General features: G+C 56.8%; 20 protein-coding genes. 7 read left to right on the forward strand and 13 right to left on the reverse strand.

What is annotated here, in order from left to right:
* The gene (gene flgF, locus VB672_RS15005) at positions 1 to 726 is read right to left on the reverse strand and encodes a flagellar basal-body rod protein FlgF (protein WP_329785003.1); all 726 of its coding nucleotides are present in this window, start codon (positions 724 to 726) and stop codon (positions 1 to 3) included.
* A 203-nt stretch (positions 727 to 929) separates the two neighbouring features.
* On the opposite strand from flgF, the gene motA reads away from it, so the two are divergent.
* The 7 genes from motA to VB672_RS15040 all read left to right on the forward strand — a co-directional run bounded on the left by motA (position 930) and on the right by VB672_RS15040 (position 6,165).
* Positions 930 to 1,811 carry a flagellar motor stator protein MotA gene (gene motA, locus VB672_RS15010; RefSeq protein ID WP_329785004.1) on the forward strand — a complete coding sequence of 294 codons (882 nt, stop codon included), beginning with the start codon at positions 930 to 932 and terminating at the stop codon, positions 1,809 to 1,811.
* The gene (locus VB672_RS15015; RefSeq protein WP_329785005.1) at positions 1,811 to 2,743 is read left to right on the forward strand and encodes a flagellar motor switch protein FliM; all 933 of its coding nucleotides are present in this window, start codon (positions 1,811 to 1,813) and stop codon (positions 2,741 to 2,743) included. The genes motA and VB672_RS15015 overlap by 1 nt, the downstream gene beginning before the upstream one ends.
* Positions 2,724 to 3,038 carry a hypothetical protein gene (locus VB672_RS15020; RefSeq protein WP_329785006.1) on the forward strand — a complete coding sequence of 105 codons (315 nt, stop codon included), beginning with the start codon at positions 2,724 to 2,726 and terminating at the stop codon, positions 3,036 to 3,038. Before VB672_RS15015 ends, VB672_RS15020 begins: the two co-directional genes overlap by 20 nt.
* Positions 3,039 to 3,049: 11 nt before the next feature.
* Positions 3,050 to 3,415 carry a flagellar motor switch protein FliN gene (fliN, locus tag VB672_RS15025; protein WP_329785007.1) on the forward strand — a complete coding sequence of 122 codons (366 nt, stop codon included), beginning with the start codon at positions 3,050 to 3,052 and terminating at the stop codon, positions 3,413 to 3,415.
* 14 nt (positions 3,416 to 3,429) lie between these two features.
* Positions 3,430 to 4,458 carry a flagellar motor switch protein FliG gene (locus tag VB672_RS15030; protein ID WP_329785008.1) on the forward strand — a complete coding sequence of 343 codons (1,029 nt, stop codon included), beginning with the start codon at positions 3,430 to 3,432 and terminating at the stop codon, positions 4,456 to 4,458.
* A 142-nt stretch (positions 4,459 to 4,600) separates the two neighbouring features.
* Entirely contained in the window at positions 4,601 to 5,665 is a 1,065-nt protein-coding gene (gene flhB, locus VB672_RS15035) for a flagellar biosynthesis protein FlhB (RefSeq protein WP_329785009.1), read from the forward strand.
* Entirely contained in the window at positions 5,662 to 6,165 is a 504-nt protein-coding gene (locus VB672_RS15040) for a hypothetical protein (protein WP_329785010.1), read from the forward strand. The genes flhB and VB672_RS15040 overlap by 4 nt, the downstream gene beginning before the upstream one ends.
* 736 nt (positions 6,166 to 6,901) lie before the next feature.
* Here the strand turns inward: VB672_RS15040 and VB672_RS15045 are convergent.
* The 12 genes from VB672_RS15045 to flgA form a co-directional block, all read right to left on the reverse strand.
* Positions 6,902 to 7,564 carry a transglycosylase SLT domain-containing protein gene (locus VB672_RS15045; protein ID WP_442932055.1) on the reverse strand — a complete coding sequence of 221 codons (663 nt, stop codon included), beginning with the start codon at positions 7,562 to 7,564 and terminating at the stop codon, positions 6,902 to 6,904.
* A complete protein-coding gene (fliK, locus tag VB672_RS15050) occupies positions 7,470 to 8,816 on the reverse strand; it encodes a flagellar hook-length control protein FliK (RefSeq protein WP_329785011.1) in 1,347 nt (448 codons plus the stop codon). Before fliK ends, VB672_RS15045 begins: the two co-directional genes overlap by 95 nt.
* Before the next feature lie 56 nt (positions 8,817 to 8,872).
* Positions 8,873 to 10,129: a chemotaxis protein MotC gene (locus VB672_RS15055; protein ID WP_329785012.1), complete on the reverse strand. Its 1,257-nt coding sequence runs from the start codon at positions 10,127 to 10,129 to the stop codon at positions 8,873 to 8,875.
* Between the two features lie 5 nt (positions 10,130 to 10,134).
* A complete protein-coding gene (locus VB672_RS15060) occupies positions 10,135 to 11,370 on the reverse strand; it encodes a MotB family protein (protein WP_329785013.1) in 1,236 nt (411 codons plus the stop codon).
* Between the two features lie 6 nt (positions 11,371 to 11,376).
* Complete coding sequence (locus VB672_RS15065; protein WP_329785014.1) at positions 11,377 to 12,024, reverse strand: hypothetical protein; 648 nt, start codon at positions 12,022 to 12,024, stop codon at positions 11,377 to 11,379.
* The gene (gene fliF / locus VB672_RS15070) at positions 12,024 to 13,661 is read right to left on the reverse strand and encodes a flagellar basal-body MS-ring/collar protein FliF (protein ID WP_329785015.1); all 1,638 of its coding nucleotides are present in this window, start codon (positions 13,659 to 13,661) and stop codon (positions 12,024 to 12,026) included. Before fliF ends, VB672_RS15065 begins: the two co-directional genes overlap by 1 nt.
* 119 nt (positions 13,662 to 13,780) lie before the next feature.
* A complete protein-coding gene (gene fliP, locus VB672_RS15075; RefSeq protein WP_329785101.1) occupies positions 13,781 to 14,518 on the reverse strand; it encodes a flagellar type III secretion system pore protein FliP in 738 nt (245 codons plus the stop codon).
* A 69-nt stretch (positions 14,519 to 14,587) separates the two neighbouring features.
* On the reverse strand, positions 14,588 to 15,097 hold the full coding sequence (locus tag VB672_RS15080; protein WP_329785016.1) for a flagellar basal body-associated FliL family protein: 510 nt from the start codon (positions 15,095 to 15,097) through the stop codon (positions 14,588 to 14,590).
* A 23-nt stretch (positions 15,098 to 15,120) separates the two neighbouring features.
* The gene (gene flgH / locus VB672_RS15085) at positions 15,121 to 15,819 is read right to left on the reverse strand and encodes a flagellar basal body L-ring protein FlgH (RefSeq protein WP_329785017.1); all 699 of its coding nucleotides are present in this window, start codon (positions 15,817 to 15,819) and stop codon (positions 15,121 to 15,123) included.
* Positions 15,816 to 16,304 carry a MotE family protein gene (locus tag VB672_RS15090; RefSeq protein ID WP_329785018.1) on the reverse strand — a complete coding sequence of 163 codons (489 nt, stop codon included), beginning with the start codon at positions 16,302 to 16,304 and terminating at the stop codon, positions 15,816 to 15,818. The genes flgH and VB672_RS15090 overlap by 4 nt, the downstream gene beginning before the upstream one ends.
* A gap of 8 nt (positions 16,305 to 16,312) precedes the next feature.
* Positions 16,313 to 17,413, reverse strand: coding sequence for a flagellar basal body P-ring protein FlgI (flgI, locus tag VB672_RS15095; RefSeq protein WP_442932057.1), 1,101 nt, complete (start codon positions 17,411 to 17,413; stop codon positions 16,313 to 16,315).
* A complete protein-coding gene (gene flgA, locus VB672_RS15100; RefSeq protein ID WP_329785020.1) occupies positions 17,413 to 17,847 on the reverse strand; it encodes a flagellar basal body P-ring formation chaperone FlgA in 435 nt (144 codons plus the stop codon). Before flgA ends, flgI begins: the two co-directional genes overlap by 1 nt.
* Between the last annotated feature and the right edge of the window lie 11 nt (positions 17,848 to 17,858).

Genomic DNA, 17,858 nt, shown 5'->3' on the forward strand with positions numbered 1-17,858 from the left:
TCAGGAGCTGGGGCCGAGGGTCCGGATGGCGTCCATGAGAGTCGATTCGCTCTCCTGGATCGTCGTTGCCGCGCTATCGAAATTTCTTTGGACCGCGATCATCTTCGTCATCTCCAGCACTGGATTGACATTCGATCCTTCGCTGTAGCCCTGTTGAACTCCGTTGGAGTTGAAATCCTGAACGACTTCGCCCGGAACGCTGGACATGACACCGGAATTTCCGAAGCGCGTCAGTCTGCTGTCACTTCTCAGGTTGAAGAGACCGATGGCTCCAACCTGGTTGGTTCCCTGCATGATCGTTCCGTCACGGCCGATTGTTGGAGAGCCCGCCATCGGATCCAGGGCAATAGGCGCGCCGCCGGCATCGAGAACCTGGTATCCTTCCACAGTCAGAAGATCGCCGTTCTCGTTTATCTTGAACCGGCCGTCGCGGGTATAGACCGCTCCATTGGGACCATTGAATGCGAACCAAGCTTCTCCCTGGATGGCGACATCAAGCGGATTGTCGGTCTTGACGATGGGTCCTGTCCGTCGTGACACGAAGTTTTGTCCGGATGAAGCGAAGGACACACTTTCCTTTGCCGCAAGAGAGAGGATTTCCTCGAACTTGACCTCGTCCGCACGGAAGCCGCCCGTGTTCATATTCGCAACGTTGTTCGCTATCGTGTTGAGGCGCTTCTCCATGGCCACTTGGGCGGACAGCGCGACATAAAGCGAGGATTGCATAGAGGAGCTCCGGCCTTTCTCTCATAAGGGCAGGCTGATGAAGCCAACCCCGATGGCGCGGCATCCATCTTGCCGCATGAACCTGGCCAGAGGGGTAATCCAGCAGCCTTGCACGAGGCTTGCTCTCCTGTTTCCAGCTTCGCGCAAGCCTCCGGGAGTAGGACATCCTCAGCAGGTTGGACTTTCACAAAGGGACCACAACTTTGGGCGTTTTGATCGGATTGGCAGTCGCCATTGGCTCGCTCGTGAGCGGCTATGTCGCCATGGGCGGTCATCTGGCCGTGATTTGGCAGCCTTGGGAATATGTAATCATCTGCGGCATCGCGATTGGCACATTCATTATCGCGAATCCCATGCCATTGGTGAAGGACACGGGCCGGGCCGCACGTGAGGCGATCTCCGGTGCCGTGCCAAAGAGAGACCATTATCTTGCTATTCTGAGCCTTCTTTATGCTCTGATGCGAGAGCTGAAGAACAAGCCGCGGAATGAGGTGGAAGGGCATATCGACCAGCCTGAGGAATCTGAAATCTTCAAGGCCTTTCCGAGCGTCCTCAAGGACAAGGATCTCACGCTCTTCATCTGTGACTACGCACGGCTGATTACTATCGGCAATGCGCGTCCCCATGAGATCGAAGCTCTCATGGAAGAAGAGATCGCGACCCTCAAGCGCGACCGTACGAAACCCTATTACTCTATCAACACCGTGTCGGAGGCGCTTCCCGCCCTCGGCATCGTTGCAGCCGTCCTGGGCATCGTGAAGGCTCTCGGCGCCATTGATCAATCGCCCGCCATCCTGGGAGGGCTGATCGCCTCGGCGCTTGTCGGAACCTTCGTCGGCATCTTCATCTCCTATGCCTTCCTGTCGCCGCTCGCAAATAAGGTGAAGGCGACCCGCGAGAAGCAGACCCGTGTCTATGTCATCGTGAAGCAGGCCTTCATCGCCTACATGAACGGCGCGCTCCCACAGATCGCAGTGGAACACGGCCGCAAGGGCATCTCCGTGGAGTATCGTCCGACCATCGACGAAGTTGAAACAGCGACCACGACGGGCGGCCGTTCCGAAGAGTTGAAAGAGGCTGCGTGATGACGAGCGGAACACACAGCGCGACCGATATTCGCGACATGCTTCTGGACGCCGCAGGTCTCTCGCTCGATCGCCTGCCAATGCTTCACGTGATCTTCGACCGCATGTCGACGAGCTGCGCCGAGCACCTGCGTCATATGGCGGCGTCGCCCATGTACTACTCGCTCAGCGGGCTCGAGAGCGGTCGTATCACCGAAATTCTGGAGATGTATGAAGCGAACGCCGTCGCAGGAATTTTCCATGCACCGGAATGGGACAGCCACATCCTGATCGGCTTCGATCGCGACTTCATCTACACGATGGTCGAGGTGCTCTTCGGCTCCGATGGCTCGGAACCGCCCGTCGAGGAAGCGCGGGGCTTCTCTAACATCGAGCTCAGGATGGCTCAAACGCTCTTCGAGCAGGTTGCTAAAGCTCTGCAGGCATCCTTCTCGCTGGTCGTTGACACGAAGTTCAAGCTCGAGCGTATCGAAACCCGTATGGACTTCGCCGTCATCGGGCGCCGAAACAATCAGGCTGTCGCAGCAAAGTTCCTTCTTCAAGCGCTCAATCGCGGTGGAGAAATGTTCGTCATCATCCCGCAATCGGTCCTCAACCCGATGCGGAAGGCTCTCTCCCATGTAGTAACCGGCGAGTCGTCCGGTCGCGATCCGCGATGGATGAAGCAGATCGCCACAGAGGTGAAAAAGACCGAGGTGACGCTCAAGGCCGTTCTCGAGGAGCGTTTCCTCTCTCTGGGCGAAATCGCGGACCTCAAGATCGGTGATGTCATCGAGCTGCAGGCAACCCCGCGGAGCCGCGTCAAGCTCGAAAGCAACCAGCAAGGCCTGTTCTGGTGCCATATTGGGCAGTCAGAGGGATCCTATGTTCTAAAGGTCGATGAACTCATCGACCAGGAAAAAGAGTTTCTGGATGATGTCCTCCCTCGCTAATGCTGTTCTTTTTCTCGCGCTCGTGACGACCAGCGTCATGGTGGCCGTGATGTATCGCAAACTGAGGAAGCTTGATCGATATCACGCCGAGTATCAGCAGATCTTCGACAAGACCGGCAGTGCATTGGTGAAGGCTCAGAAAGCTGTGACCAACTTCAGCACGGAGGGAAGGGAAACACTCGTTCGCCTCAGCCAACGCATCGAGGAAGCCCAGGCTATGGCCACCCGACTTGAGCACCTTACACAAGAGGCTCGTCAGCAAATTCAATCACGCTCCGGCACTTCTCAATCATAAGGTCAACTTCCATGACAAATCCTTTCGAGCCCAAATCCCAGGACAAAGCTGCGTGGCAACAGGAGAACGCTTTCGAAGGCTCCGCCTTGCATGATGATAAGCTGGGTGGCGGAAAGAACCTTGATTCGATCCTGCGCATCCCAGTTACGATCCAGGTCGTCCTGGGTTCCGCAACGATGCCGGTCGCCAATCTAATGAAACTTGGACGAGGCGCGATCGTCCCCCTCGATCACAGAGTCGGCGAGCCGGTTGATGTCGTGGTAAACGGCCGCATCATCGCCCGTGGCGAGGTGGTCGTGGTGGAGGACGACAACTCCCGCTTCGGCATCTCACTGACCGAAATTGTCGGTCCTCCGACCAATGATCTTAATGGCTGAGTTGGTTCCACCACATGGTCGCTCATGTTCCCATGAAGGCAAATGGCACAAAGGTTCTTAAAGGACCCGAGCGCGTCGCAACTCTCCTCTTTGCTATGGGAAAGCCTGCAGCGAGCAGGATTCTCAAGCATTTCAGCGAAGAGGAAATTCGGCTCGTTACTAAATCCGCCGCTCAACTCGGACCAGTATCTCCGACTCAGATAGAGCAGCTGGTTGAGGAGTTCGCATCAAACTTTTCCGACGGAGCGGACCTGGTCGGCGGCGCAGCGCATATCGAAAAGCTGCTTACCGGAATTTTGAGTCCGGAGCAGATCGCCAGCATCATGAACGAGGTTGTCGGAAACGCCAACCGAAGCATCTGGGAGCGCATCTCGACGGTCAGCGAAAGCGCGATTGCATCTTACCTCATGAAGGAGCATCCGCAGACGGCGGCCCTGATCCTGTCAAAGGTAAAGCCATCCTGTGCAGCAAAGGTCATGACCCAGCTGCCACAGCCGCTGCGGAACAATCTCATGCGGCGCATGCTGAGCATGAAACCAATCGTCGATGAGACGATGAAGAACATTGAGAAGACGTTGCATGAGGACTTCATGGCGAACTTCTCGAAGAATGCAGGAGCAGACACTCACGCCAAGATTGCGGACATCATCAACAAGATGGAACGGGATCATATGGAAGATGTGCTGAGCAGTCTCTCATCCGTGCGTCCGAAGTCGGCAGAAATTCTGAGAGGCCTGCTCTTCACCTTCGACGATATCGTGAAGTTGGCGCCGAAGGATCGCACAACCCTCTTCGATCAAGTCCCGCCGGATCGCGTTGTACTCGCTCTGAAAGGCACCAACGACGAATTCCGCAAGGTTGTTCTGTCCGCGCTCTCTTCACGCGTGCGGCGCATGATCGAGCATGAGCTTAACAGCAAAGAGCCGTCTGCGCACCGCGATATCGCGGAGGCCAGACGAAGCATTACGGATCTCGCTCTCGAAATGGCTGGTCGGGGAGAGATCGTCATCAACTCGGAGGCCGAGGAAGAAGCCTACTTCTAGAGCACGCACGGAGCCAAGATTACTTCAGGAAAAGTGGATCATGCCTTCCACACGTTGTGTCATCAAGAAAATGAGTATCGGATTAGATCCAGAATGATAATCCATTTCTGGATCCGACGCTCTAGCAGCCGAACCTCGGATCATGTCTGATACAGACGATAAGGACAGCAAGACAGAAGCGCCTTCCGATAAGAAAATTCGGGAAGCAATCGAGAAGGGAAACATTCCTTTCTCGAGAGAAGCACCCATGTTCGCTTCGATCGTGGGAATTCTTCTCGTTCTAACATTTGCAACGCGCAGTACCACTAAGACCCTGACAGAGAAGCTATCGCTATTCGTCAATCGACCGCAGGACTTTCGCTTGGATTCCGGCTTGGACGCATCTGCCCTGATTCAGGCAGTCGCTCTTGAGGTCGGCCAGTTCCTCATTCCGGCGATCGTGATTCTCGCAAGCTGCAGCCTCGCCGCTTCGATATTGCAGAACGTCCCATCCGTCGTTTCCGAGAGAATTCGTCCGCAATGGAATAGAATTTCGCCTGTGAGCGGCTGGAAACGGATCTTCGGACGTCAGGGTTTAGTAGAATTTTCAAAGTCATTGTTCAAGTTCGCAACAATGACAATCGTCAGCATCCTGCTTCTGAAGTCGGAGCAATACAAGGTTCTGAATGCCATGCTCACCGATCCCTCCCTACTTCCGGAGCTGATGTTGACCATGGCGATGCGCCTTGTCTCCGCCATTGCCATTGCCACGATCGTGCTTGTTGCGGCGGATCTTCTCTGGGCACGGTTCAAGTGGCACAGCGATCTGAAGATGACGAAGCAAGAGGTTAAGGAAGAGTATAAGCAAGTCGAGGGCGATCCGATGGTCAAGGCGCGGCTTCGGTCCCTGGCCCAGGATCGGAGCCGTAAGCGAATGCTCGCTGCGGTTCCCAAGGCGACATTCGTGATCGCTAATCCTACCCATTTTGCTATTGCCATGCGATATGAGCGCAGCGAGGCGAACGCTCCGATCGTCGTCGCGAAGGGCAAGGACCTTATTGCCCTGAAGATCCGTGAAATTGCCGAAAAGAATGGCATACCCGTGATCGAAGACAAGCCTCTGGCAAGGTCCATGTATGATCATGTGGAGGTCGATCGGATGATTCCGCCCGACTTCTACAAGGCTGTCGCTCAGATCCTGTTCTACATCCTCACGAGGTCTAAATGAGAAGCCTTCGCACCGTCGAAGCCGCGGCTCCGCTGAGAGAGCATTGGGATATCCTAGCCTTGGAAGAAGTCTTGGCTTGCAATATCAAGGATGTCATCGCTGACTTCTGTCTCACCGATGCTGAGATCATCCGCTTCTATGCCGATAATCAGCTCCATGGCAATATGGACGAGATGGTGACGTCGTCGGCGGAATTGTACTTCAAGGGCGAAACGCTCTCCTATGGCTACGTAGCCCACGTCAGCTCCGGACGGGAAGATTCAACATGTGTCGTTCTCGACATGGAATTTGTGCATGATTCCGTGACAGTCTTCTTTAAGCTTATCTTCGGCAACTATTATATTGGCGTTCAGATCAGCGAAGTTCTTCTGGATGCGACACTGCGCACGTCAGATTTCAATCCGTCTGACTTTGAAAGAATTCTCTCATCAGCCCGTTTGCGGCCTCTGCCGGCCCGATTTAAGTCTCCCTATTCTCCTGCGGGCTCCGTGCGACATTGATAGCGGCCTATTTTAGTTCGATGCACCACAAGGTCCTGACAACGACAGTTTTGATGGCGGCTGCAGGGACGATCTCGGCCTGCAACTCGACGGAATCCTTATATGCTCGAGGGCCCTGGAGCCCGACGCATATTCGAAGAGAATACCCAGAATACTCCGCTCCCTGGGGGCGGCCCGCTGAACCATCTGATTACGCGGTCAACACACCTGCCGCCATTCAGACCGAAGCTCTCACCATCGACATTGTGCAGCCCACAAGGCGTCAAGACGTCTTTCTTGAAGCAGACATGGGCCCTCTCCCCTCGGCGCAGGGCACCGCTCCCATCGCTCCTTCGGACCCGAGCATCCTGGCGGAGCGGGCTCCGGCTGGGCCGGCTCATCCTTCACAAGCGGCAGGTCTGGCTGCGGCCAGTGGTCCGGCAAACCCTCCTGGCGTATTCACGCCTCCGCAACGTGCTTCTTCTTACGCCGGTTCCTGGAAGGCTGATGTTGGGGGATCGTCCTGCAAAGTACAACTTTCAAGCATCCCATCCCTGGACCTTTACAAAGCTTCAACGCAAGGATGTGCTGAGGAGGTCTTGAGGGGCGTCAATGGTTGGACCTTCCGCGAGAACCAAGTCGTCCTCTTCTCGCGCGGTCAACTGGTTGCTCGATTGTCAGGGGCCGAGGCCGCACTCGAAGGATCGCTGAACGGTTCCGGCTCGGAAATCAGAATGTCACGATAAGCGGCCCGACTTCAGCCGTCTGAGGCGGTCTGTCCACTGCTCAGGCCCGGAGCGTCTGCGCAAAAGGTTCGCGCTGCCGGCGTCCATTGACCGAACCCGGTTGCGACCATATTGGCGATCACGCGACAGACGTATCGCTTTTGCGCCGGATCGTTGTTCGGTCCTGCATGATAGCGGGCAACGGCCATCGTCCAGGTCTCATGACGCATCTTGAGCTCACGCAGGAAGCGCGCCGCATATTCTACATTGGTGCGCGGATTCAGCATGCTTTCCAACGATGGAAAGCTCTCACGATGATACAGATGGTTGATCTGCATGCAACCAAGATCGATGAGTCTCGCACCACTTCTGCTGGCTTGCTCGAAGCGCTGGATCGCCTCGGCGGCGCTGTTCGAGAACACGGCCTTTCCTTCGACGTTCATGGCATAAGGTTGCAGGCTGCCGCGACGCCCCGTCTCGGTGAGACCAACGGAGTAGAGCATGCCCAGCGGCACCCCGTATTTGGAGGAGGCGCGCATCATTTCCCGCTCGCACAGGCCGGCCGCAGACTGGGCCACGACCGGCAACGCGATCCCGGTGTTAAAGATAGATCCCGCCAGAACGGCTGCCGCCAGAAGAGTGCCCCTCTTTTCCACCCTCTTGGATATCCGGTCGCCCCCCGCCGTAACGGCCATCCTGGTTGCGGGAGGAGTTCCCTTGGCCGGCCGCCGCACCTTGATCAAAGGACTGGCCTTGCGCCTGAGTTCCCTGCTGGGGACGTTGGAATGAGGAGCGGTCATGAGAGATAGCATCAGCGGATTGAATATTGATCACGTCGGGACGGTAGCCGGACACTCGGAGAAGGCTGGATAGCTTTTCCGCATCATTGCGCAAAAGCTCGGCCGTATCCTCGCTTTGAGCTTCGATTTCCATTTCGATGCTATCGCCGGAAAGCCGCATCCTGATTGTTACGAGACCGAGTTCCGCCGGCCTCAGCTGAAGATCCAAGACTCTAAGGACGCCAGCGGACGCTTTAGCCGTAGCAACCCGGTTCAGCCCGTCTTGCTGGAAGGATGGCTGCTGAGGCTTCGATACGCTTTTGACGTCTTCTATGATGGACTTTGCGAGGTGCTGAAGTGTTTGGGGTGGGAGCGAAGCAGCATCCCCTTTCATTCCGCCGGCGATTGACTGCTTCTGCAACTCTCCACGATCGGGGGCACGTTCCAAAGAAGCGCTTCTAACAGCTTCCTGCTCTTTAAGCCTTTTGGCAGCCTCTCCTTCTACCGCCATATCACTCAAGGCCTGAGTTAGGCCTGTATCTGCATCTGGGATCCAGTCTCGCACCGAGGATCCTTTGGCCTGGCCAGTGGGCAGATTGTCCGTGGCCGGGGCGATCTCTTCCTGAGCGACGGACATGCCTGGTTCTGCCGAAGTGTGGCTCAGCCCTTCAACAATAGGCCTGAAATGTGTTTCCTGATTCTGAACCGATATTGCGAGCTTCGATCCTAAACCCGAGTTCGCCGGACCGAGCGCACTCGCTTCCTGCTGGAGAAGAGGCAGATGCGAAGATCCAAGAGATGCACCTGATTGCCCTGAGTCGACACCGTCTCCATGAGCAGCTCGCGTCAGAATGCGAGGGAGGAGATTTTCAAGAATCGACAGGACGGGGCTTCCGGATTGCAGGGCCGGCATCGATGCAGCACCGTCGTTCGTCGGCAACTCAGGCAAAAGGGCCTGCAGGGGGTCGCCGCCTGCATCCGGCTCCGGAGCCACCATACTCAACTCAGTGCTCAGAATGTCAGTCTCCCGCTGAAAAGTTGCTATGCTCTCTTTCCGCGCTTGGCCGGATAATCCTTCCAGGAGGGAGGAAAAATCCGACGTTTGAGCGTCTCCAGGGTTTTCCTGAGCGTCCGGGTTGATGGATCCACTGCGTGACTGAGCCTCCATAAGCCTGGGCGCTGTCTGTGGGGGAAGATCTAATCGGCTCATTGGCTCGTACACGCCTAATTTTTAATTAGCTTGTCGACGCGATTTAACGCGTCTCGCGCTTTGGATAGCGCCTGAAGCTGTTCCAGCCCTTGCGCGGGAGCGGACGCACCCGGCGGCCGCTCAACTTCCAGCTTGATTAGATCCGGTTTGGCTCCGAGCGCCTGCCGAGACTCGATCTCCGGCATCTTCCGGATCTGACCCGCCATGGCGAGGGCAGAATCCAGCAATTCCAGATCTCCTTGGGCAAGAGTGGACCGGTCGAGACTGCGAAGATCGTTAACGGCACCCTCGATAGCCTGCGGCGATGTGATCAATGATGCTGCACGGTATAGCTTTGATCTGGCAGCACTCATCTTATCTGATCCCACCAACTCCTGGGCCTTCTCAGCCAGCAATCGGGCCGAGATGGTAAACCCCTGTTCGATTGATGAGCGCGCGGCCAAAAGGTAAAGGTCCCGTCTTGCCTCGGATTCGAGCTCGGACATCATCGCGACGGCGCCTTCGAAGCGCGACGACTCTTTCCCGAAATCGATCCGCGTCAATGCGGAGGCGAGCCGCTGCCGAAAGTTGCCAGCATAGATGGAATGACGGTAGCGCCGCAGGTACTCGGTAGCGAGCGACTGAAACTTTTCCATGTTGCCAGCTTGGCTTACCACGAAAACTTGCCTGCGCAGTGCCGCCTCTTCAAGGAGCGTACCAGGCGCCTGAAGTCGGACAAAATCCAGCAGCTCGTCGGATTTCGCCGCATTCTTGCGCACGATCAGGGCCGCTTGAACCAGAGCCATCTGCGCTCCGAGAGTAGGTGGAAGTGACTGGGGATCCAAGGATGCGAGCGCGTTCTGCGCCGCTTCCTCCCTGCCCTCGACATAGGCAAGTGCGCCCTCAATCAACGGCCGATCACTCTCCGCGACGATCGAAGCTCCCAGATCAAGAAGCTTTCTCAGGATGCTCGGATTACCGCCACTGAGGACGAAGGATACTGCGGCTCGGATATTCTTGCCCGTCCTCCAGGTCTCCTGTTCCAGGTTCATAAACCTGTCATCCAGGATTCCGAGCAGACCACGCTGTCCGAGATGAGCCTCCGTGGATCCGACAGCGATCTGATCCTGCATCAGATGCAGGGTCCGCACGAGTTGCACCGGACTGGGAGCTGCCGAGGATTGCAGCTCCTGCTCTACACCCACTTCAGCAGGCGGGGCACTTTCCCCCATTGCCGCTTCCGTGAAGAGAAGCAGAGAGATCGCAATGAGAGGCAATGAAAGACCTTTCATCGTGATCACTCCTGTAGAAGGATTTCAACCCGGCGGTTCTGATCAGCGTTCGGATCGGCCGTCACCTTCGGATCACGATCTGCATGCCCTTCGACCCGCACAATCCGTCCTTCGCTCAGCCCGCCACGGACGAGCATGTAGAGCGCCATCTGGGCCCGCGCATGGGACAGACGCCAGTTGTCATAGTTCGCCGATCTGAAGGGGCGGGCATCCGTATGGCCGCGAATGACGATCTTACCCGAACGGGACTGCAAGATCTTCGCAATTTCAGTCATAGCCCGAACGACCTTTGCATGTGGCTCGGCCGAGCCCACTGCAAACATGGTGAAATCGAAGTCGTCCGTCAGACTGATCAAGGTCCCAGCACCGGTTCGACGCACCTCAATATGGGGCTGCGGTGAGGCATCCTTCGATGGTTGAACTGCCTTGAGGATCTCTCTTTTTAGCTCGGCAGCCTTCATGTCCGCTGCCGTTCCTGCATTCGAGCCAACATTGGAATTCTGAGACGCTACGTCCGAGGTTAAGCTATTCGACTGCATGTCCTGGCTCTCGTTGGACGGTGAGGTCCTTGGCGGAGCCTTAGAATCCGACCTGCCACCTGCGGGAGACTTCTGGCTCAATGCCGCGACTGCATCCATGATCGCCTTCGAAGGAGCTGGTACCGCGGTCCCCGGCTTCGAGGGTGTGTCCGTCTTCAGTTCTTCGATGGGGGCGACTTGCCAATATAGAGGGTCGAAAGGGTCCCTGAAGGCTTCGCCGGCCTTGAGGCCGGGAACCTCGCTTTCGCCTGGTGTAACATCCGCACCAAGCGTATCGTGAGGGTTTGCTTCGGGCTCATCGGCAATCTTAGCCAGGACGGCATAAGGGTCCTGGAAAAGAGCTCCCTCCTTGAAGCGGGGCTTGCGCAATTGGTGAGATTTCCCGCCTGTTCCCTCGCCGCTTCCCTTTTCCTTGCCGTCCTTGGTGTTGTCCGTTGCATTGTCAGGCGGAACGTTCTGGGGATCGTCGAGTCCCTTCTTGTTCGGGGTCGACTCGGCCAATTTCACCGGGTTGAAGTAGTTGGCAACTCCACTTCGTGTCTCCTCGTCCGTCAGGCTGATGAGCCACATCACGAGGAAGAACGCCATCATGGCTGTCATGAAGTCCGCATGAGCGATCTTCCATGCACCTCCTTTGACGACATCCTCGCCGTCATCGTTCCTACGAACGATGACGATCTCCTGCTTATCTGAACTCGCCATGAGCCATCAGCCTTCTAACGCCTGAGCCAGCCGAGCCGACCAGGAATTCAGTTGCGTTTGAACGATCGTATCTTGCGCCTTGGCGCTGATCTCAATGTGTTCGCCCGGGATAAACTCAATTGAACTCCCGTAGTGTCGAAGATGAATCTTCATAGCCGAGAGCAAATCGTCAGGCCCAGAGATTTTGAGAAGACTCGCGTCGCGCCCAGAAAGCAGCGTTCCAAGAAGGCCCTTGAACTCGGCAAGAGATTGCGCACGATATGCGTCTGCCACGAACGGCACGAGAATGTTTGCGACTCTTTCCGAGATGTTTGCTTCGAGCTGCCCTATCGCCTCCGAGATCTGAGCTGACATCGCCTGTGACTGCTGCTCTGTCCAGGCTGTACGCTGATGATCCATATCCTCAAGATGGCGGGCCCGCTCGACTGCGATAGCATCCTCTAGCTCCTTGCGAGCAGTCTCTCTCTCCTCAGCTCTTACTCTTGCCTCTACCGACTTGATAAGCTCCGCTTGCCGGTCTATGATGGACGGTTGCTGCGGCTCCGGTGCTGCCTCAGGCATGACTTTGACAGCTCGCAAAAGACTAATGCCCGAAGCGTCGTCGACGACCGAACTCGAGAAGTCTGCGAGAAGGCTGGTTAACGTCCCTGCCATCACGCGGCCTCCCGTCCGAGCCATTGCTTCAGAACGGCAGCGGCCTGCTCTTCACTGAGTTCGATGATCTGCTCCAGTTTGCGTTGCGGAGTCCGCGGCATCTCTATCAGGCTCTGCTCATCCGCCTCGGAAGTAATCTGCAAGGCGGACTCCTTGCTGGCTTCAAGAGCTTCTTCAGCTTCGGCCGCAGCCAGTGCTGCCGCCTGCTCACGCTGGAGTTCGAGTTCGGCTTGGTGGCGGGCCATAAGCATCCGGACGGCCGGGCGCAATCCGAACCAGATCATCATGGCGCACAGAGCAAGGATGGTCAGAGCGTTCACAACCGTACCAAACTGACGCATGAGGATTTCGGCCAGTGACGGACTTGGTACAGGCTGAAGCATCCCGCCATCATCGACGAAGCTGACGGCAGCAACCTTGATCTGATCACCTCGGGACTTGCTGAACCCTGCTGCGGATGACACAAGCTGCTCGATCTCCGCAACTTTCGCATCCATTTCCGTCGGCGTCGCATTCTCCCCGAGCAGCGACGAGATACGAGACTTGTTCACCAGAACGGCGACAGAGAGATTCTTGATCTGATAGCCATCGCTGATCGTCTGGATCGTTTTGGACGAAATCTCGTAGTTCGTCAGCTCCTCGCGCCGTTGATTGTCCTCACTCGAGCTGTCGCTTGAGTCGCTTCGGACATTTTCATCAGGGAGGTTTTGTTGAACAGTGGTGGGCTTCTGGCCGCTCCTGTTCTGTGAAACTTCGGTCTCCTTGATCGTACGCGTCGAGCGTTCAACCTTGGACTCTGGATTAAATATCGTTTCGTTGGTGCTGACCTTATCAGTGCTCAGGCGGGCCGCCACGCTAACCTCGAAGTTCCCGGTTCCAAGGTAAGGTGCCAGCGTGCGGCGCACACTATCCTGGATCTCAAGGCCGACAGTCTTCTCGAGCCGAGCCATCTTACCGGTGGAGGCATTGGCCGCATCATCTCCGGACATCAGCAGCGTGCCATCCGTATTCATGACGGTGACCTTGTCGACGGCCATGCCCGGGATGGCGGCAGCCACCAGATGGCGGATCGCTTGGGCCGACGATGCGTCATCCGATGGCAACGTACGAATAACCACGGAGGCGGAGGGCGGCTGCTGCTCGCGACGAAAGGAACCGCGATCCGGCAGGACAATATGAACGCGCGCAGCCTTGATGCCCTTCATGCCTTGGATCGTGCGGGCGAGCTCGCCTTCGAGAGCCCGCACTTTGGTGACTTCCTGCATAAATGACGTTAGACCGAGCGAGCCGAGATCGTTGAAGAGCTCGTAGCCGGATTTCGTGCTGTGGGGCAGCCCCTTCTCGGCAAGCAGCATCCGAGCCTGTGCCGTATTGCCATAGCTGACGAGGAGAGACGTTCCGTCGGCGCTCACATCGAAGGGAATGCCTGCATCCTTCAGGACGGCTCCCATCCGTCCGACGTCCTCACGGTCAAGGCCGTTATAGAGCGTCTCCTGGGCAGGGCGGCTGAGATAGTAGGCGCCGATACCGACGGATAAGAAAACAGCAAGACCAATTGCGGCCAAGGCAGCCAGGCGGCGAGCGCCCAGCACCATTAAGCTACTCCACAATCTTTCGGCGTGTTGACGACCAGGCATAGAGAATCTCGGTACTGGTAAGAGGTGTCGAGATCACTTGTGCGTCGTCAACCTTGTGCGAAGGTTGCTAGTCCTCTGCCGGACGGCATATTTGTGCAACGCGAGAAATAGACAGAGCCTCAGAAATATGACCGCACGAGGCCACTCACGAGGATGTTCCAGCCGTCGATCAGGACGAAGAACAATATCTTGAACGGCAACGCCAGGACGGTCGGGGGCATCATCATCATGCCCATCGACATCACCAAGGTCGCTACGATCATGTCGATAACGAGGAAGGGCAACGCAATCAGAAATCCGATCTCGAACCCCCGCCTGAGTTCGGAGATCATGAAAGCTGGGATCAGGATACGGAGATCGATCTTCTCACCTTCATTGGGCTTGGGATAATTGACCGCCGCCAGATCGCTAAACATCTGGAGATCCTTAGGCCGCACATGGGTCAGCATGAAGTCACGGAAGGGCTCCGTCGTTCGGGTGAACGCTTCTGCTTCGGAGATGCGGTTCTCAGTTAAAGGCCTCACCCCATCGTTCCAGGCCCGATCGAAGGTCGGCCCCATAACGAAGAACGTCATGAAGAGCGACAGACTGATCAGGAACAGGTTGGCAGGTGTGCTCTGAAGACCAAGCCCCGACCGCAGGAACGAGAAGGCAACGACGAATCTTGTGAAGCTGGTCACCATGATCAGCAGGCCAGGCGCCAGCGATAGAACAGTCAGGAGAACGACAAGCTGAATGATTCTGCCGCTGACTGCACCGTCGCCGGCAGGAATGAACGACTCAAGGCCAGCAATCTGGGCGTGGGCGCTCGTTGCCAAAAAGAAAAATGCGATAGTGCAAAGAAAGCGAAGAGGCATCATAGTGTCTTTCTGGAAGGCAGGAAAGCACTCACGGATTGGTGGCGTGAATACCGGAATGGCTGCATCCTATTGAACAATCAAAGTTTCGAGCACCAATTCTTGGATCACTCCCTTCGAGCGCAATCGTGCACGCTCGTTGAGATCCTCCCGCAGGTGGAGGAGGCCGCTCGGACCTTGGATCTGCGCCAATGACATGGTGCGGATATAGGACAGGATGTCCTGCCGGATTTCAGACACCAGAACGTCGGGATTTTGCTCACCACTCGGCTTATAGACGATGGACGCTTCGACCCTGACCCAGTCACTTTCCGAGCCTGCGAGGTTGGTCACAACCGGAGCGAGCTTCTTGACTGCGATATTGCCGGTGTAGGGGCTGACGACCTCCGGCTTCTGGGGCAAGGCCTTGTACTTTTCCTCGACCTGCTTTTGGATCCCGGATACCATGACCAAGCCGAACCCGCCGCCGATGGCGGCTGAGAGGAGCGTCAGAAGGCCGAGCGTGAGGAGCCACCGAAGCGAACCCTCCTTGCTTGGCGTACTCCCGGAAGGTGCTGGAAGTTCTAGAGCCTTGGCCATTCTTCTCTCGTTTGATGCTCTGCCTAGAAAGGCGCCACAACATCGTAGATCTGCTGCCCGTAGGCAGGCTGCTGGACTTCCATCAGGCGGCCACGGCCGCCATAGGACACTCGAGCCTCCGCAATCTTGTCGTAACTGATCGTGTTCTTCGGCGAGATGTCCCTCGGTCGTACGATTCCAGCGATGTTCAGGATGCGGAGTTCGTAGTTCACACGCACTTCCTGCGATCCGCTGATCACGACGTTTCCGTTCGGCAGCACCTCGTTGACGACCGCGGCAACGGAGAGGCGCAGCTTTTCCGATCGATCAATCGTTCCCTGGCCAGTCGAGGATGACGACGAGTCGACCCCGATATCTCCCGTCCCATCAGCGTTCCATCCCTTGAAGGAGAACGCGTAATCCAGACCCGCGCTGATCGAAGATTGTCGTGACCTATCGCTTGCATTATCGAACTCGGCCTTATCGTCGATCTGGATATTGACGGTGACGATGTCGCCGACCTGCCTTGCCCGTGGGCTCGTAAAGAGGTCGGCACTGGCATTGCTCCAGGTGGAGTTCGCTGCGGTTCGACCGGTGGATTTGAAGAGATGAGGAAGCGGCTCTCGCTCGACGGCGATCCCTGAGCCGACCGGAGTCATTCCCGGTTCACGCCCAAGATCTTCAGGCCTCGTTGCGCAGGCGCCGACGAGGCACAAGCCCGCAATCAGGATGAGATGTTTCAATTCTGCCTCACGGTGTTCTTGTCCCGCTTGGGAGCATCGGTGATGACATTTGCCAGCTGGGCCGCGCGTCCTGGCTCCATTTCGTTCAAGACCGCGCTTGCCACTCTTGGATTGAGCTTGGCAATGACAGCCGCGGCAATCTCTTCGTCCATGTTCGTCAGCTGCAATGCAGCCGCGTCCGGTCGCATGCGCGAATAGATCAGAACGATAGTCTCGTCTGCTTTTTCCAAAACCTCGTTGCGACGACGCAGCCATTCCTCGTATTCGGCACGCTTGGCTTCCAGAACCTTGATACGGCCCTCGATCTCTTTTTCCATGTCGGCGAGTGCCTGCCTCTGAAGTGCAAAGCGTGCATCGGAGGCGGCATCGGCAATATTCGCGCAGTACTGGTTGTTTTTGGCGTCCTGCGCCCAGACGGACTGGTCGGATGCCCCGATGACCAGAAGAGTCGCAAGCGATACCGACTGGAGAGTTTTGATGATCATGGATCCGGTCATTGGATCACCAGTTCTGCCTGAAGTGCTCCAGCCGTTTTGACGGCCTGAAGAATGGAGATGACATCGGACGGCTTGAGGCCCATCTGGTTCAAGCCCTTGACGAGCGTCTGCAGGTCCGCCCCCCTAACGATCGCAAGCGGCACCCTCTCCTCTGCGGCCGTGATCTGGGTGCGTGGAACGACAACGGTCTGTCCCATGGAAAACGGATCGGGCTGAGACACCTCAGGTGTTTCTGTCACACGAATTGTCAGAGCCCCATGCGTGATCGCCACCGTGGAAATTTGGACATTCTTTCCGATCACGACTGTTCCAGTCCGTTGATCCACCACGATCCGGGCCGGCGTGTCCGGCCTGATCTCAAGGTCGCCCAGTTCGGCAATGAATCGTGTCGCCGCAACATTCTTCGGCCTCTGCAAGACGACGGTCCTGAAATCGCGTGGGGATGCGACACGAACGCCATAGCGCTGCTGGGCATACTGGTTAATCGCATCCGTAATTAGGGTTGCGGTCTTGTAATCGGGATTCTTGAGCTCGAATGCCAGCGGGCCCACAGCGTTGAATCCGCCTTGGACTTCCCGTTCAATGAGAGCTCCGTTGGGGATGCGTCCTGCGGTAGCAACTCCTGAAGTGAGGGTCTCCGCCTGACCCTGTGCAGAAAAGCCGGATACGGCAATGGCTCCCTGCGCGACCGCATAGACCTGCCCATCGCCGCCTTGAAGAGCGGTGAGCATCAGAGTGCCTCCTTTAAGGGATGTCGCATCGCCCATGGATGTAACCGTCACGTCGATGCGGGATCCTGCACCTACGAAAGGGGGAAGGTCGGCAGTTACGATGACGGCCGCAACGTTGCGGGTGCGCAGGTTGATGTCACGGACATTGACACCCATGCGGTCAAGCATTGATTGCAGGGACTGTTCGGTGAACTGGGAATTGCGAAGCGTGTCGCCCGTTCCCTGCAGACCCATGACAAGTCCATAGCCTATGAGTTGGTTGTCGCGCACACCTTGGACGGCGGCGACGTCCTTTATGCGTGTTGCAGCATGGCTCTGGAAGGGGGCCAGAAATGCGAGCAGGAAAAGGATCGTGCGAAACATCATCAAAATCCGATCCGGATCCGTCCGTCGGGCTGGACTCTGCCTGTGATAATCCGGCCGCTGTCGACATTCTTGACCTGGATGGTCTCGCCGAGCGTCCCGGATTGGAGCGGAATGCCAACTCCCATGATCGATAACCCTCCTTCCTCAAACATGATCTGCGTCTGAACACCCCGCGTTACGAGCTTCGGATCGTCTACGGCATTCATCGGAATTGGCTCCCCAGGCAGGAGGGTCCGGCGTGCCATCTTTCCGGCAAGCACCCGAGGAGACTCGACGACAGCCGTTCGGAAGCGGTAGTTTTCCGGGAATGTCCGATCCTTGAGCATGGATTGGCTGATTGTGTCGCCGGGGTAAATCGTAACCGAAGGCACCGGAAGAATGCGCTCTTCGGCGGTGGCAAGGTGAGGTGCGACCGAAGCCAGGGCGACCGCCATAAGCGCAATAT

Source organism: Microvirga sp. CF3016, assembly GCF_036314085.1.
Classification (GTDB): domain Bacteria; phylum Pseudomonadota; class Alphaproteobacteria; order Rhizobiales; family Beijerinckiaceae; genus Microvirga.